This window comes from Roseovarius sp. Pro17, from assembly GCF_035599575.1.
Lineage (GTDB): Bacteria > Pseudomonadota > Alphaproteobacteria > Rhodobacterales > Rhodobacteraceae > Roseovarius.
Map to the genome: position 1 here is coordinate 194,050 of NZ_CP141179.1, position 14,329 is coordinate 208,378.

Genomic DNA, 14,329 nt, shown 5'->3' on the forward strand with positions numbered 1-14,329 from the left:
GCAAATGTTGAAGCTCGCAGCCTTTACGCTGCGAGCTTTTCTTTTCGCTCTTCCATTTCCCTATCTGCCAAGCATCCCAGTCGATAGGAGAAGAAACGGATGGCAAAGCTCCTTGGCGCATCGGATGGCATCTCGCGAGTTCGCATCGACCCTTCGTGGAGAAAGGGCTTCGTCATCGTGTGTGGGAAAGGCTTCCGTTCCACCAAGTATTTCCCGGATGACATCGAGACGATGCGGCAGATGGATGAAGAAACCTATCGCTCTGCCGGCGGTGCGGCCGGCTGGGCGATTGCTGGCGGCGTCTTGACCGGTGGTCTTGGATTACTCGCCGGAGCAGCCATCGGGGGCGCAGGCGGCATCATGCGATCTACCTGATCCGGCTGCGCGACAGAAAGCATGTGGCATTCCACGAGACCGATAAATCGGCGCTGAAGGTTCTGCAAAAGCACTACATCAAGCTTTAGGCCCAAGTGCCCAAATCTACATGAAATCCCGCTCATAAACCCGCCCGCGTGCGAGCCCGATCCGCATCGCGGGCGTTTTCTTGTCATCGCCCGGATCGCACCAGTTGTGGTAGAATCGGTATATCTGCACCATCTTGGCCATCACCTCCGGCTTATAGAGATACTGCTTGTCCCAAGTGCGGCCGACATTCCCGCTGGAAATGGACGGTCGAGAGGCGAAGCGGACATTGGAACGGAACTTGTGGAAGTAGGAACCCACGCTCCGCAGGGTCGCGCGACGGATCAGGCGTGCTGCCGACATCGCATCGCGTCCAGGCCGCCAGGTCGGCACCTTCACCACCTTGTTCGGCTCGGATTTCCTCGAGAACGGAAAACGGGCGCCGAGATTCAGCGGCCATCCCATCACCTGGATTGACAGCGCGAAATCGACAGCCGGGCATAGTCTTTGTCGGATAGCTGCCGGATCTGGTTTATGAGCATCCCGGAGACCCCCGATAGCAGTGCCTGCCCTGCCGCGACGGTGTAGTTGCGCATATCGTTGGTCATCTCCTTATCGAAGCTGACAACCGCGATCTCGGCTTTGCGCTGACATATCTCTTCGACAAATGCCGCCTGAAACGCCTGCTGCAAGCCGCGGTCGTCATCCATCACCATCAGGAGCGGCACATCGGCCCCGGAAAGCATCTGCTGGACCCGAAGAGCGTGGGCATACTGGAGGATGTCATAGCGCACCAGGACGCCCTGGTGGGGCAGCTGGTAGAGTTCGATCTCCTGCACCTTCTGCCGTTTCTTGAGGCGCACGAGGTAGTCTTGGAACTCGGTCTTCGTCCAGATGCGCGCATGTTGGCGGAACGCGACCGAGAGGCTCTCCTCGTTGGCCGCGAGGGCCTGCTCCTCGGCTTGATCCATCGTCATCGTGGGGTCGAACTGGAACGCTGCCTCCATGATGAACCCGGAGCGGTGATGTGCCGTGCAGAGATGTTGGACCGCCACCGGTGTCCGCTTGCGCTTTGTCGGCCAGTTCAGCATCAGCGTCTGGCTGTCCGTGGCGAACCGTGAGCCGACCTCCCGGAAATCAACCCGAGAGAAATCCTCACGCTGGGCGATGAATCCCTGGATCTGGTCGTGGAAGAAGTCGATCTTGCCGTAGAGATCGCGGTAGGAGGTGTCGGTAATTTTGCAGATCTTCGACAACGACACCTCGTTGCACAGCATCTGGAAGATCACCCGGTTCTTGTCGCTTCGCAGATGCCGGCGCGCCGGCTGGCCGATCAAGAAGGTCTTCGAGCACAGACGGCACTGGAAGCGCGGATCGCCATTCGCCGTCTTGCTGAACCGCCGGTAGAACTCGGGATGCGCCTCGGGCGCCATCCCCTGCGCGAAGCATCCCGGCGTCTTGCAGGAAGGCACGGTTGGATCGTGCTCTTGCAAATGCTTGAGGCGTTGGTTTTCTTCGGTAATCGCGCAGTTATTCTTGATCCGCGAGGACTTGTTGCAGGTTGGGCATTGAAAGAACTCTTCGTGCTTCGTGCTTCGTGCTTCGTGCTTCGTGCTTCGTGCTTCGTGCTTCGTGCCTTTGACCTCGCCTCGCAGGACGTCCGGCGGTGCCGGTGGTTCTCCACCTGGCCTTTTGAACGGGTCCGGATGCACACCGAAGCTGCCGCACGCGGGGTTGCGGCAAAAGTTTAGGTCGAGCCCCCCGAAGGCTTCGGGACACCTCCGCTCCAGAGGCGGATTTTCTGTCGAAGATATTTTCGAGACAAAACTCACCTGATCTCTCCCTCTGAGAATGCGTCAAGTGTCTTGTCTGGAAAGGAATGTTGGCCACAGTGCGGCCAACAGAACCAATTATTTCAACATTTGCCGTAAGGGGCTGGGGTGCATGGCAGGTGCAGAGCGGGACGTGCGAGGCCTAGGTTTAGCGCAAACATCGCCAGAGTGCCCCGGTGCCAGAATCGCCAACCGACCCACGGCGCGCATATTTTTTCGCCTCAAAATGCTGCACAATGCGCCTCACCCTGATTACAGGTTTGAAAACAAAGCCATTTCTCAGCCATTCGCGCGGCGCATAGCAACTTGCCGGATACCGATTGCTCTGCTAGACCCACGCCGGATTACAGTGATAAGAGTAACTGAATGCTCGCCAACGCCCCTCAGATGCAGCCGCGTCTGTCGCAGGGGCCTAATTGTCGAAAGGGTGGACGTGTCCGAACCAGCTTCGATCTCCTCGGGTATCGCCGAACGCTATGCGACCGCGATCTTTGAGATTGCCCAAGAAAGCAAACGCCTGCCCAAGCTGGAGGCCGGCGTAGATTCACTGGCCGAGGCGCTGGATGTCAGCGACGACCTGCGCGCCATGATCGCCAGCCCCATTATCAGCCGCGCCGAACAGGCTAGCGCCATGTCGGCCATCTCGGATCATCTAAAGCTGACTCCGGAACTGTCGCGCGGCCTTGGCCTGATGGCACAGAAACGCCGCCTCTTTGCCGTGCCTCAGTTGATCGCGCAGCTGCGCGCGCTGATTGCCGACAATAAGGGCGAGGTTCGGGCCGACGTCACCAGCGCCAAGGCACTGACCAAGACGCAGTCGGACAAACTCATCAAGACGCTCAAGGCCAATATCGGCAAGGACGTCAAGATCAATGCGACCGTTGATGAAAGCATCATCGGCGGTCTTATCGTCAAAGTAGGCTCGAAGATGATCGACACGTCGATCCGCTCCAAGCTTGCCTCCCTCCAGAATTCAATGAAAGAGGTCGGATAAATGGGTATCCAAGCTGCAGAAATTTCTGCAATCCTGAAGGATCAGATCAAGAACTTTGGCCAAGAGGCCGAAGTGGCCGAGGTTGGCCGCGTTCTGTCCGTCGGTGACGGTATTGCGCGCGTCCATGGTCTGGACAACGTGCAGGCCGGCGAACTGGTGGAATTCCCCGGCGGCATCATGGGCATGGCTCTGAACCTCGAAGCCGACAACGTCGGTATCGTGATCTTCGGCTCCGACCGCGACATCAAGGAAGGCGACACCGTCAAGCGCACCAAGTCCATCGTGGACGTGCCAATCGGTGACGAACTTCTGGGCCGCGTCGTTGACGGTCTTGGCAACCCGCTGGACGGCAAAGGCCCGCTCAACACGACCAAGCGCGGCATTGCCGACGTCAAGGCGCCGGGCATCATCCCGCGTAAATCGGTTCACGAGCCGATGGCGACTGGCATGAAGGCCATCGACAGCATGATCCCCGTTGGCCGTGGCCAGCGCGAGCTGATCATCGGTGACCGTCAGACTGGCAAGACCGCAATCGCGCTGGATACGATCCTGAACCAGAAGTCCATCAACGATGCCGCCGGCGACGATGAAGGCAAGAAGCTGTATTGCGTCTATGTCGCAATCGGCCAAAAGCGGTCGACCGTCGCGCAGCTGGTGAAAAAGCTCGAAGAGACTGGCGCGATGGAATATTCCATCGTCGTGGCCGCGACCGCATCCGACCCCGCGCCGATGCAGTTCCTCGCACCCTATTCCGCCACCGCGATGGCCGAGCATTTCCGCGACAATGGCCGTCATGCGCTGATCGTTTACGATGACCTTTCCAAGCAGGCCGTGGCCTATCGCCAAATGTCCTTGCTTCTGCGTCGCCCGCCCGGTCGTGAGGCCTATCCCGGTGACGTGTTCTATCTTCACTCTCGTTTGCTGGAGCGGTCTGCAAAGCTGAACGAGGATAACGGTTCCGGCTCCTTGACGGCCTTGCCGATTATCGAAACCCAAGGTGGCGACGTGTCGGCGTTTATTCCGACCAACGTGATTTCGATCACCGACGGCCAGATATTTCTGGAAACGGAACTGTTCTATCAGGGTATCCGCCCCGCCGTGAATACTGGTCTGTCGGTCAGCCGCGTGGGCTCCTCGGCCCAGACCAATGCGATGAAATCCGTCGCCGGCCCGGTCAAGCTGGAACTGGCGCAGTACCGCGAAATGGCGGCCTTCGCCCAGTTCGGTTCCGATCTGGATGCCGCCACTCAGCAGTTGCTGAACCGTGGTGCGCGCCTGACCGAGCTGATGAAACAGCCGCAGTATTCGCCGTTGACCAACGCCGAGATCGTCTGCGTCATCTATGCGGGCACCAAAGGTTACCTCGACAAGATCGCCGTCAAGGACGTCGGTCGTTTCGAGGCGGGTTTGCTCAAGCATTTGCGGACCAACAAGAAGGACGTGCTGGACTGGATCACCAAGGAGGACCCCAAGATCAAAGGGGACGCCGAGGACAAGCTCAAGGCAGCGATCGACGAATTCGCCACTGATTTCGCTTGATCAAAGCGTTTCAACACATTGCTCGGTCACGGCAATATGTTGAAACGCCCATCACGTTTTGATGTTGCGCGCGTTTCGAACCCAAGTTGTGCCTCAACTCTAATTCGAAACGCTTTAAGGGAAAGGATGCAGGCATATGCCAAACCTTAAGGACCTTAAGACACGGATCGCGTCGGTCAAATCGACGCGCAAGATCACCAAGGCCATGCAAATGGTCGCCGCAGCAAAGCTGCGCCGTGCGCAAGAGGCTGCCGAGGCCGCGCGGCCCTATACCGAGCGTTTCAATGCCGTTATGGGGCGTCTTGCGGCATCGGTCGGCAAGTCCGAAGGTGCACCCCGCCTGCTAAGCGGCACGGGTCAGGACCAGACCTATCTGCTGATTGTGATGACCTCCGAGCGCGGTCTTTGTGGCGGCTTTAACGCGAACATCGCCAAGCTGGCGAAACAGGACGCGTCCAAGCTGATCGCAGAGGGCAAGACGGTCAAAATCATGACCGTCGGCAAGAAGGGTCGCGATTCACTGCGCCGTGAATACGGCAAGTATTTCGTGCATCACGTCGACTTTTCCGACGTCAAGCGCATCGGTTACGGTGATGCGCAGGGCGTGGCGACCGAAGTGCTGAACCGCTTTGATGCGGGTGAGTTCGACGTGGCCAAGATCTACTTCTCGGAGTTCGAGAACGTGGTTACGCAGATTCCGACAGCACAGCAGATCATCCCGGCCGATTTCGACGCGCCTGAGGATGACGGTGTCGATGCCTTCTACGACTACGAGCCGGACGAGGCCGCCATTCTGGCCGACCTTCTGCCGCGCGGCGTGGCCACGGCAATCTTTGCCGCTCTGCTGGAAAACGGGGCGTCCGAACAGGGCGCGCGGATGTCCGCGATGGACAATGCCACCCGCAACGCTGGCGAGATGATCGACAAACTGACCATCCAGTACAACCGCTCGCGTCAGGCTGTGATCACCAACGAGCTGATTGAAATTATTTCGGGCGCGGAAGCGCTCTAGAACACGAACCGGAGACGATACATGGCAAACGCAAAAGGCAAAATCACTCAGGTGATCGGCGCCGTGGTTGACGTTCAATTCGGCGACCACCTGCCCGAAATTCTGAACGCGCTGAACACTGAAAATAACGGCAAGAAGCTAGTCCTAGAGGTTGCGCAGCACCTTGGTGAGAACACCGTGCGCACCATCGCGATGGACGCGACCGAAGGTCTGGTTCGCGGTCAGGAAGTGGTCGACACAGACGGGCCGATCACCGTTCCAGTGGGCACACCCACGCTGGGCCGCATCCTGAACGTCGTGGGCGAGCCTGTCGACGAAGGCGGCCCCGTGTCGCGCGAGGAAGAGCGCTCGATCCATGCCGATGCGCCCCCCTTTGCCGATCAGTCGACCGAGTCGATTGTTCTGGTCACCGGCATCAAGGTCGTCGACCTGCTGGCGCCTTATGCCAAAGGCGGCAAGATTGGCCTCTTTGGCGGTGCCGGCGTGGGCAAGACGGTTTTGATCATGGAACTGATCAACAACATCGCCAAAGTGCACTCGGGCTTCTCGGTTTTTGCCGGTGTTGGCGAGCGGACGCGCGAAGGTAACGACCTTTACCACGAGATGATCGAATCCGGTGTTATCGTCCCCGATAACCTGACCGAATCCAAAGTGGCGCTGGTTTATGGCCAGATGAACGAGCCTCCGGGTGCGCGTATGCGCGTGGCACTGACCGGCCTGACACTGGCCGAGCAGTTCCGCGACCAATCGGGCACGGACGTTCTGTTCTTTGTCGACAACATCTTCCGCTTCACGCAGGCCGGCTCCGAAGTGTCCGCCCTCTTGGGCCGTATCCCGTCTGCTGTGGGCTACCAGCCGACGCTGGCCACCGACATGGGCCAGATGCAGGAGCGGATTACATCGACCAACAAAGGCTCGATCACGTCCGTGCAGGCCGTCTACGTTCCTGCGGACGACCTTACCGACCCGGCGCCTGCCGCGACCTTCGCCCACCTTGATGCCACGACCGTTCTGTCGCGCGCCATCTCCGAGCTGGGCATCTACCCCGCCGTTGACCCGCTCGACTCGACCTCGCGCCTGATGGACCCGTCCGTTGTCGGCGAAGAGCATTATCAGGTGGCGCGTGACGTGCAGGGTATCTTGCAGCGCTACAAGTCGCTTCAGGATATCATTGCGATCCTCGGGATGGACGAACTGTCCGAGGAGGACAAGCTGACCGTGGCCCGCGCCCGGAAAATCCAGCGCTTCCTGTCGCAGCCGTTTGACGTTGCCAAGGTCTTTACCGGCTCGGACGGTGTTCAGGTGCCGCTGGAGGAAACGATCTCGTCCTTCAAGGCCGTTGTCGCTGGCGAATACGATCACCTCCCCGAGGGCGCCTTTTACATGGTTGGCGGCATTGAGGACGTGAAGGCCAAGGCCGAGCGTATGGCAGCCGACGCCGCATAATGATCCTGCCGGACCGCCCCGCGCGGTCCGGCATTCGGAACACAAACGCCCGCTCAATGAAGGAGGCCATCCATGGCTGACACAGTGCAATTCGATCTGGTATCGCCCGAGCGCCTTCTGACATCGGTTCAGGCGCGCGAAGTGCAGATTCCCGGTGCCGAGGGCGACCTGACGGCGATGGCCAACCACTCGCCGCTGATCACCACGCTACGTCCCGGAATCGTGCGCGTCGTATCGGACAAGGGCGAGGAAGAATACGCCGTCACCGGCGGCTTTGCCGAGATTAACGGCGACAGCATCTCGGTTCTGGCCGAGCAGGCCATTCATCGCACCGACATGACACAAGAGCATTTCAAGACACTTATCGCTGATGCCAACGAGCGTTTGGAAAAGGCGAGGGAAACCTTCAAGAACGAGCCCGGCCCGGTCGACGATGCGGCCAAGCTGCTGGCCGACATGGTCGCCATGGGCGATCATATGGGCCTCAGCGCCTATTGATTGCGAATAGCGCCGCAACGGACGAACAAGGGGCCTGCTATCTTGCAGGCCCTTTTTTGTCGAAGATCGTATTTTTGGTAAAGTTGATGTGTAAGGCTGTGCATCGGATTGCGAGCATTAACCCACGGACAACGATTGAGCTGGTATGAAACGTATCGACACAAAACTCATGGGAATCGATCAGGGCGAGGCCGTCCTCTTCTCGGAATATGAACAGGGCGGTGACATGTGGACTGGCAGGGGCGATCGCATGCGCCGCCAGCTCGTCCGCTTTACCGAGCGGTTTAGCAGCCCGCCCGCCGTGCATTGCTCGCTTTCGATGTGGGACATCGACAGCGCCACCAACGGGCGTGTCGAAGTCAGCGCAGAGGAAATCACCGAGGGCGGCTTTCAGGTGGTGTTCCGCACGTGGGACGACACCCGCATTGCCCGCGCCCGCGTCCGTTGGATGGCGATTGGTGAGGTGGAAAACGAGGATGACTGGCAACTATACTGACAGCGCAGGGCCGGGCCATTGTCCGGACGATGCTGCCAACCAACCTGCGCCATATCTGCAGCATTCTGATGATCAATCGTACAACATCTTGATTTGAGATACCGGGTTTGGCATCGAGAATACGGGAAATCAACCCCATCAACGATTGCCGAAACGACGGCGTGCAGGAGTATATATGCGAGACTTTTTTATTCGTTCCCTTGAGAAACTGATCGGCGTCATCATCGTCCTCATGATCATCGGCGTCCTCGTCGGATTTCTCGGAATCGCATTCGGCGGAAGCTACGGACCATACGGTCAATCCGGGGGGTTCCTCGCCGGTTTGATCTTCCTCGTCGTCGGCACGATCTATGTCGTCCTGATGGGCGGTTTCATGTATCTGGGCGTGGGAATTTACCAGAACACGCTCCGCACCGCAAACGCGGTCGAGGAAATGGTCGCCAAGCGATAGACCGCGATTGACCGGAAAGCGCCTTGCCGGACCGTTGGAGGTTCGGCAAGGCGCCCAGATCAATTCCCGAACTGACCCTCATAGACCGGCTCCAGCGTCGGCGTCTCGAACAGCGATGATACGCTGGTGCCGTTCCAGATGTTCAGGATCGCCTGCGCAAAAACCGGCGCCGTCGGGATGATGCGGATATTTGGCGTGCCCCTGACCGCCTCGGTCGGGGCGATTGTGTCGGTGATGACCATGGACTTCAGCACCGAATTGGTGATCCTCTCGACCGCGGGGCCGGACATGACGCCGTGTGTCGTATATGCGTGAACCTCAGACGCGCCGTTTTCCATCAGCACTTCGGCGGCCTTGCAGAGCGTTCCGGCGGTGTCACACATATCGTCCACGATGATGCATTTCTTGCCCGCGACATCGCCGATGATCGTCATTTCGGCTACTTCGCCCGCCTTCTCGCGGCGCTTGTCCACGATGCTGAGGGGCGCGTTGATCCGCTTGGCCAACTCGCGCGCGCGCGCCACGCCGCCCACGTCGGGCGAGACGATCATGACGTCGTCAAGACTGCCCTTGAACTGCTTCATGATATCGAGCGCAAAGACCGGCGAGGCATAGAGGTTGTCGACCGGGATGTCGAAAAAGCCCTGAATCTGCGCCGCGTGCAGATCCATCGTCAAAACCCGCTCAATGCCTGCCTCGACCAGCATGTTCGCCACCAGCTTGGCGGAAATGGGGGTGCGCGCCTTGGACCGGCGGTCCTGCCGCGCATAGCCGAAATAGGGGATCACGGCTGTGATGCGCGCTGCCGAGGACCGGCGCAGCGCGTCGGACATGATCAGCAACTCCATCAGGTTGTCGTTGGCCGGGTTCGACGTGGGCTGGATGATAAACATATCCTCGCCGCGCACATTTTCGAACACCTCGACGAATATCTCGCCGTCGTTGAACCGTTCGACCCGCGCATCGACGAGGCCGACCGTCACGCCCCGGTGCATCGACATACGCCGGGCGATCGCAGTGGCGAGCGGCATGTTGGCGTTGCCCGAGATCAGTTTCGGTTCTGATGTGACTGACATGTGATGGGTCCCCATACGTGGCTGATTAGGCAGATTCGCGGCGTTGACACCGCTTAACATGCGCGTAGGGTCTGGCAAAGCTGCCCCGGCCCCGGAGACCCCTAAAATATGGCACATGTTGATTATTATTTCTCAGTCCTGTCGCCATATGCCTATCTGGCAGGCGACGGGCTGGAACGGATCGCCGAGGCGCGGGGTGCCAGTGTGGCCTACAAACCCGTTGATTTCAGAGCGCTCATGGCGCGCATGGGCGGCGCGGTCATGCACGAGGCACATCCTGCGCGCGCTGCCTACATGGCGCAGGATCTGGCCCGACTTGCGGCGCGGCAGGGCGTGTCGCTAACGCCGCGACCGGCACATTGGCCAACCAATCCCGCACCTGCCGCCTATGCGATCATCGGCGCGCAGGCGGCGGGCGGCGACACCGGCGCATTGGTGCGCGCGCTCATGCGTGCCTGCTGGGCCGAGGATCGCGACATGGCCGACGGGGATGTGATCCGCGCGTGCCTCACCACTGCTGGCTTTGATCCGGATTTGGCCGATTCCAGCCTATTGATCGGGGCAGAAACCTACAGCGCCAACAACGAAGAGGCGGCGGAGCGCGGCGTGATCGGCGTCCCGTTCTACATCACCGACGATGGCGCGGCCTTCTGGGGGCAGGACCGGCTGGAGGATCTGGATCGGCACTTGGCGGGCGCCGCCTGACATGCCGCGGGGGAACAAGGGTGGATTTCCGACCTACTGGACGACTTTCGGCCAAGGTCCGCGCGCGGCGCTGATGATCCATTGCAGCCTCGCCGAGGCGGGGATCTGGGGCGGCATGGCGCAGTTTTTGTCCGACGCGCTCTCTATGATCGCCTTTGACCTGCCCGGTCATGGGCGCAGCGGCGACTGGGATTCGCGCGGCGAGATGAGCGCGGTCTGCACCGGTATCGCGGCGGATTTTGCTTCTGCTTCGGCCCCGATGGACATTATCGGCCACAGCTTTGGCGGGGTCGTCGCGTTGAAACTGGCGATTGAGCGGCCCGATCTGGTGCGTTCGATCGTCATCATCGAGCCGGTTTTCTTTGCCGTCGCGCTGCGCGCGTATCCCGAGGCCTGCGACGAGCATCGTCAGGAACAGTGCGCTTTCAGGGCTGCGTTGGAGGCCGGTGATCTGGAGGCGGCTGCGCGAGGCTTCATCGGTGCATGGGGCGGCGGGCGTCCGTGGGACAGTTTCAGGCCCGAGGCTCAGGCGCGGATGGCGCAACAGATGCCGCTGATCGCAGCGGCCGGTCCGGCGCTATACGATGATGTCGGCGGGATGCTAGAGCCGGGCGTGTTGGAGGCCGTAGATAAGCCCGCCTTGCTGCTTGAGGGCAGCGAGGCACCGACCATCATACCGGCCATCAACAAAGGTCTGGCCACGCGACTGCCCAATGCACAGCGCGGCGTGATCGGCGGGGCGGGGCATATGTCGGTCGCGACGCACCCCGAACAAGTCAGCGCGGAGGTGCTGAGGTTCTTGCAAGAGGTTTGAGACAAGGCGTCTAAGCGCCCCGGCTCGCGCCCGTATCAACCCTTGGCCAGAGCCAGAAATTCGTCGATCATCTCGTGCGTAATCGACCAGTCGCAGACGAGGCGCATCATTAGGCGCTCATCTGGGTCGCCCTCGATTTCACCCCATAGGCCATAGATCGCACCCGCGTCGCGCAGGCGCTGGTGCTGGTGGCGGGGCAGGGTGGCAAAGATCATGTTCGCCTGCGGCTCTTGCACGAACTCCAACGCTGGAACGTCGTGCAGGCCACTGGCCAATCGCGCGGCGTTGGCGTTGGCCGCGCGCGCCGCCTCCAGCCAGATGCCGCCGTCCAGATAGCCCTGCATCTGGGCCGATAGATAGCGATGTTTGGAAAACAGATGCGCGCCGCGTTTGCGCCGCAACTCGAATTCCCACGCATGCTTCGGATCAAAGAAGATCACCGCCTCGACCCCCGCACAGCCATTTTTGGTGCCACCAAGGCTAAGCGCGTCGATGCCGGCCTTCCATGTTATCTCGGCCGGGGTGCAATCCAGCGCGACCAGCGCATTGGCAAAGCGCGCGCCATCCATGAAGGTCGGCAGGCCGTATTCGCGCGCGATGCCCGTCAACGCGTGCAGTTCATCCAGCGAATAGATGCGTCCCATTTCGGTGACCTGCGTCAACTGTACTGGGCCGCGCTGGGACGTATGCACATCGCCTTTGGTCCACGACTCGATTCGCGCGCGTAGCTGGTCGGCGCTCATCTTGTCGCCGTCACCCACAAGGCTCAGCTTGGCCCCGCCAGTGTAGAATTCGGGCGCATGGCATTCATCGACGTTGATATGCGCGAGCGGCGTGCAAAACACAGTCTCCCACGGTTGCGCCAACGTCGCCAGCGCCAGCGCATTGGCCGCCGTGCCGGTCGCGACGAGGTAAACGGCCGCCTCGGGCGCCTCGAATATCTCGTGGATCTGCGCGCGCACGCTGTCCATGATGGGATCGGTGCCGTAGCTGGGGTGAAACCCGGTATCGGAAGCCATCATCGCCTGCGCGACGGCAGGATGCATCGGGCCGGAATTGTCGGAGGCAAAATACATCAGGTCGGCTCCTCTATCACGTGATCTTCCCAGTCGTCCTCGTCAATCTCGAACTCGGGGACCGTGCGGCTTTGCATTGATACGCCCGCGTCATGCACGCTCTGCGGATCGCCGGAAATCAGCGGGTGCCAGTCGTATAGCTTCTTGCCCTGCCACAGCAGCTTGTAGGCGCAGGTTTCGGGCATCCAGTAGAGGTTCGCGTCCATGTTCGTCGGCTTTAACACGATACATTCCGGCACGAACTGGTGGCGGATCGGGTATTGCGCGCAGCGGCAGGTGGTATCGTCAAACAGGCGGCAGGCCACGCGGGTCATCACGACCTCGCCGGTATCCTCGTCCTCCAGCTTGTTCATGCAGCATTTGCCGCAGCCATCGCAGAGCGCCTCCCATTCGGGGCGGGTCATGCGGGACGGGGACGTATCCTCCCAAAAGCGGGGGCGCAACGGGGTGGTCACAACGCCTCCAGTATGCGGCGCGCCTCGGCGCAATCCGCATCCATTTGGGCGATAAACGCTTCGAGGCTGTCAAATTTAGCCTCCGGGCGCAGATATTCGACCAAGGCGACCGACAGGTCCGCGCCGTAGAGATCGCCTGAGAAATCAAAGATAAACGTTTCGAGGTTGGGCATTTCACCGTTGAACATAGGACGCACACCCAAAGATGCCGCGCCGGTATAGTGTCCCTGATGCGCCCCGTTCAGCACGTCGACCAGCACCGCATAGACGCCAAAACGCGGCGGGTGCAGGCCCTCGATCGACATGTTGGCCGTGGGATATCCTAGGTCGCGCCCGCGCTGGTCGCCGCCCATGACAGTGCCTTCGATTCTGTGCCAATGGCCCAGCATTGCTGCGGCGTCCTGTGCGCGCCCCTCGCTGAGTGCTGTGCGGATCGCGGTCGAGGACACCTCACCGCGCTGCCCTTCCAGAAGGTCAGCGATGACGACATCAAAGCCCATTTCAGAGCCAAATTCGGCCAGCATTTCTGCGTCACCCGCTCGCTTCGCGCCAAAGTGAAAATCCTTGCCGACGACGACATTTGACAGGCCGAGACCGTCCTTGATCACACCTTGCGCGAATTCGTGGGGGGGAAGCGCGGCCATCGCAGCGTTAAAGGGCAGCTCGTAGAGGATATCGACCTCCAGCTTGGCCAGGCGGCTGGTACGGGCGGCAGGACTCATCAGGCGAAAGGGCGGGGCATCGGGCGCGAAAAACTCACGCGGATGCGGCTCAAACGTCAGGATGCCCAACGGCGCAGCACTGCTATTGCGGGCCAGATCGATCACCGCACGATGGCCCAGATGCACGCCATCGAAATTACCGATGGCGGCGCTAGCGCCTTTGGCTGAGGCCGGAACGGCCTTGTAATCGCGGAAAATACGCATGGGTGAGGCCTAGCGCGGCGCATCGCCCTTCGCAAGCGACGATGCGCGCAAAGGACGCAGGTGTTTCGCGATCAGTCGAACTTGCGCGAGGGCGCGAGGACGGTCGCCTCACCGATCAGCACCTTTTTGCCATTGATCATGCAGCGACAGTCCAGTTGAACGCGCCGCTTGGCATGGTCGATCGCGATCACCTCGACCTCGGCATGGACCATGTCGCCGGGGCGCACGGGCGCGAGAAATTTAAGCGACTGGCCCATGTAGACGGTGCCGTGGCCGGGCAACTGCTCGCCGATGACGGCGGAAATCAGACCGGCGGTCAGCATTCCATGCGCAATACGTCCCTCGAAAATGGTGTCACGCGCATAGTCGTCATCCAGATGCACCGGGTTGCGATCGGTCGAAACCTCGGCAAAGAGTTCGATATCGCGATCGGTGATGACTTTGCGCAGATGGCGCGTCATGCCCATTTCAATGTCTTCGATGCAGATCGTTCCGCGTGGCATATTGTCCAACATAAGGCCCTCCGAGTGGTCCTGTAGGTAATATTAAGACGCCATGGCGCCCGATATTGGAACTTTATTACTTTGCAGGCGCAGAAAATCAACCC

Annotated in this window: 17 protein-coding genes; 10 read left to right on the forward strand and 7 right to left on the reverse strand. The window is 60.3% G+C overall.

What is annotated here, in order from left to right; genetic code table 11:
* Window positions 1-99: 99 nt before the first annotated feature.
* Entirely contained in the window at window positions 100-375 is a 276-nt protein-coding gene (locus U3654_RS00925) for a hypothetical protein (protein ID WP_324751474.1), read from the forward strand.
* Between the two features lie 105 nt (window positions 376-480).
* Here U3654_RS00925 and U3654_RS00930 read toward each other — a convergent pair whose 3' ends face one another.
* Window positions 481-867, reverse strand: coding sequence for a hypothetical protein (locus tag U3654_RS00930; protein ID WP_324751473.1), 387 nt, complete (start codon window positions 865-867; stop codon window positions 481-483).
* The gene (locus U3654_RS00935) at window positions 867-2,234 is read right to left on the reverse strand and encodes a hypothetical protein (RefSeq protein WP_324753497.1); all 1,368 of its coding nucleotides are present in this window, start codon (window positions 2,232-2,234) and stop codon (window positions 867-869) included. Before U3654_RS00935 ends, U3654_RS00930 begins: the two co-directional genes overlap by 1 nt.
* 427 nt (window positions 2,235-2,661) lie before the next feature.
* Here U3654_RS00935 and U3654_RS00940 point away from each other — a divergent pair, with 427 nt between their 5' ends.
* From U3654_RS00940 to U3654_RS00970, 7 genes are all read left to right on the forward strand, one after another.
* Complete coding sequence (locus tag U3654_RS00940) at window positions 2,662-3,228, forward strand: F0F1 ATP synthase subunit delta (RefSeq protein WP_324753498.1); 567 nt, start codon at window positions 2,662-2,664, stop codon at window positions 3,226-3,228.
* Window positions 3,229-4,767 (forward strand): F0F1 ATP synthase subunit alpha, encoded by a 1,539-nt coding sequence (gene atpA / locus U3654_RS00945; protein ID WP_324753499.1) that lies wholly within the window; start codon window positions 3,229-3,231, stop codon window positions 4,765-4,767.
* Between the two features lie 136 nt (window positions 4,768-4,903).
* Window positions 4,904-5,779: a F0F1 ATP synthase subunit gamma gene (locus U3654_RS00950; protein WP_324753500.1), complete on the forward strand. Its 876-nt coding sequence runs from the start codon at window positions 4,904-4,906 to the stop codon at window positions 5,777-5,779.
* Between the two features lie 21 nt (window positions 5,780-5,800).
* Window positions 5,801-7,225 carry a F0F1 ATP synthase subunit beta gene (atpD, locus tag U3654_RS00955; protein ID WP_324753501.1) on the forward strand — a complete coding sequence of 475 codons (1,425 nt, stop codon included), beginning with the start codon at window positions 5,801-5,803 and terminating at the stop codon, window positions 7,223-7,225.
* A gap of 72 nt (window positions 7,226-7,297) precedes the next feature.
* The gene (locus U3654_RS00960; protein ID WP_324753502.1) at window positions 7,298-7,723 is read left to right on the forward strand and encodes a F0F1 ATP synthase subunit epsilon; all 426 of its coding nucleotides are present in this window, start codon (window positions 7,298-7,300) and stop codon (window positions 7,721-7,723) included.
* Between the two features lie 145 nt (window positions 7,724-7,868).
* A complete protein-coding gene (locus tag U3654_RS00965; RefSeq protein WP_324753503.1) occupies window positions 7,869-8,219 on the forward strand; it encodes an H-type lectin domain-containing protein in 351 nt (116 codons plus the stop codon).
* Window positions 8,220-8,394: 175 nt separating this feature from the next.
* Window positions 8,395-8,670, forward strand: a complete 276-nt coding sequence (locus U3654_RS00970) for a hypothetical protein (RefSeq protein ID WP_324753504.1) — start codon at window positions 8,395-8,397, stop codon at window positions 8,668-8,670.
* A 59-nt stretch (window positions 8,671-8,729) separates the two neighbouring features.
* Here the strand turns inward: U3654_RS00970 and U3654_RS00975 are convergent, their stop codons facing one another.
* Window positions 8,730-9,746 carry a ribose-phosphate pyrophosphokinase gene (locus U3654_RS00975; protein ID WP_324753505.1) on the reverse strand — a complete coding sequence of 339 codons (1,017 nt, stop codon included), beginning with the start codon at window positions 9,744-9,746 and terminating at the stop codon, window positions 8,730-8,732.
* Window positions 9,747-9,854: 108 nt separating this feature from the next.
* Between U3654_RS00975 and U3654_RS00980 the strand changes: the two genes are divergently transcribed.
* Together U3654_RS00980 and U3654_RS00985 are read left to right on the forward strand one after the other, a co-directional pair.
* Window positions 9,855-10,451 carry a 2-hydroxychromene-2-carboxylate isomerase gene (locus tag U3654_RS00980; RefSeq protein ID WP_324753506.1) on the forward strand — a complete coding sequence of 199 codons (597 nt, stop codon included), beginning with the start codon at window positions 9,855-9,857 and terminating at the stop codon, window positions 10,449-10,451.
* A gap of 1 nt (window position 10,452) precedes the next feature.
* Window positions 10,453-11,265, forward strand: a complete 813-nt coding sequence (locus U3654_RS00985) for an alpha/beta hydrolase (protein WP_324753507.1) — start codon at window positions 10,453-10,455, stop codon at window positions 11,263-11,265.
* Between the two features lie 35 nt (window positions 11,266-11,300).
* Here U3654_RS00985 and U3654_RS00990 read toward each other — a convergent pair whose 3' ends face one another.
* The 4 genes from U3654_RS00990 to U3654_RS01005 form a co-directional block, all read right to left on the reverse strand.
* Window positions 11,301-12,341, reverse strand: a complete 1,041-nt coding sequence (locus tag U3654_RS00990) for a threonine aldolase family protein (protein ID WP_324753508.1) — start codon at window positions 12,339-12,341, stop codon at window positions 11,301-11,303.
* Window positions 12,341-12,796: a YcgN family cysteine cluster protein gene (locus U3654_RS00995; RefSeq protein WP_416384541.1), complete on the reverse strand. Its 456-nt coding sequence runs from the start codon at window positions 12,794-12,796 to the stop codon at window positions 12,341-12,343. Before U3654_RS00995 ends, U3654_RS00990 begins: the two co-directional genes overlap by 1 nt.
* Window positions 12,793-13,722, reverse strand: a complete 930-nt coding sequence (locus tag U3654_RS01000; protein WP_324753509.1) for a bifunctional riboflavin kinase/FAD synthetase — start codon at window positions 13,720-13,722, stop codon at window positions 12,793-12,795. Before U3654_RS01000 ends, U3654_RS00995 begins: the two co-directional genes overlap by 4 nt.
* Before the next feature lie 71 nt (window positions 13,723-13,793).
* The gene (locus U3654_RS01005; protein WP_324753510.1) at window positions 13,794-14,237 is read right to left on the reverse strand and encodes a MaoC family dehydratase; all 444 of its coding nucleotides are present in this window, start codon (window positions 14,235-14,237) and stop codon (window positions 13,794-13,796) included.
* Window positions 14,238-14,329 lie beyond the last annotated feature (92 nt).

Bases quoted from the DNA above. Each gene is read 5' to 3' on its own strand.
- U3654_RS01000 (WP_324753509.1), bottom strand. From the start codon at position 13,722: ATGCGTATTTTCCGCGATTACAAGGCCGTTCCGGCCTCAGCCAAAGGC.
- U3654_RS00990 (WP_324753508.1), bottom strand. From the start codon at position 12,341: ATGTATTTTGCCTCCGACAATTCCGGCCCGATGCATCCTGCCGTCGCG.
- U3654_RS00950 (WP_324753500.1), top strand. From the start codon at position 4,904: ATGCCAAACCTTAAGGACCTTAAGACACGGATCGCGTCGGTCAAATCG.
- U3654_RS00980 (WP_324753506.1), top strand. From the start codon at position 9,855: ATGGCACATGTTGATTATTATTTCTCAGTCCTGTCGCCATATGCCTAT.
- U3654_RS00925 (WP_324751474.1), top strand. From the start codon at position 100: ATGGCAAAGCTCCTTGGCGCATCGGATGGCATCTCGCGAGTTCGCATC.
- U3654_RS00970 (WP_324753504.1), top strand. From the start codon at position 8,395: ATGCGAGACTTTTTTATTCGTTCCCTTGAGAAACTGATCGGCGTCATC.
- atpD (WP_324753501.1), top strand. From the start codon at position 5,801: ATGGCAAACGCAAAAGGCAAAATCACTCAGGTGATCGGCGCCGTGGTT.
- U3654_RS00960 (WP_324753502.1), top strand. From the start codon at position 7,298: ATGGCTGACACAGTGCAATTCGATCTGGTATCGCCCGAGCGCCTTCTG.
- U3654_RS00965 (WP_324753503.1), top strand. From the start codon at position 7,869: ATGAAACGTATCGACACAAAACTCATGGGAATCGATCAGGGCGAGGCC.
- atpA (WP_324753499.1), top strand. From the start codon at position 3,229: ATGGGTATCCAAGCTGCAGAAATTTCTGCAATCCTGAAGGATCAGATC.
- U3654_RS00930 (WP_324751473.1), bottom strand. From the start codon at position 867: ATGGGATGGCCGCTGAATCTCGGCGCCCGTTTTCCGTTCTCGAGGAAA.
- U3654_RS00975 (WP_324753505.1), bottom strand. From the start codon at position 9,746: ATGTCAGTCACATCAGAACCGAAACTGATCTCGGGCAACGCCAACATG.
- U3654_RS01005 (WP_324753510.1), bottom strand. From the start codon at position 14,237: ATGTTGGACAATATGCCACGCGGAACGATCTGCATCGAAGACATTGAA.
- U3654_RS00985 (WP_324753507.1), top strand. From the start codon at position 10,453: ATGCCGCGGGGGAACAAGGGTGGATTTCCGACCTACTGGACGACTTTC.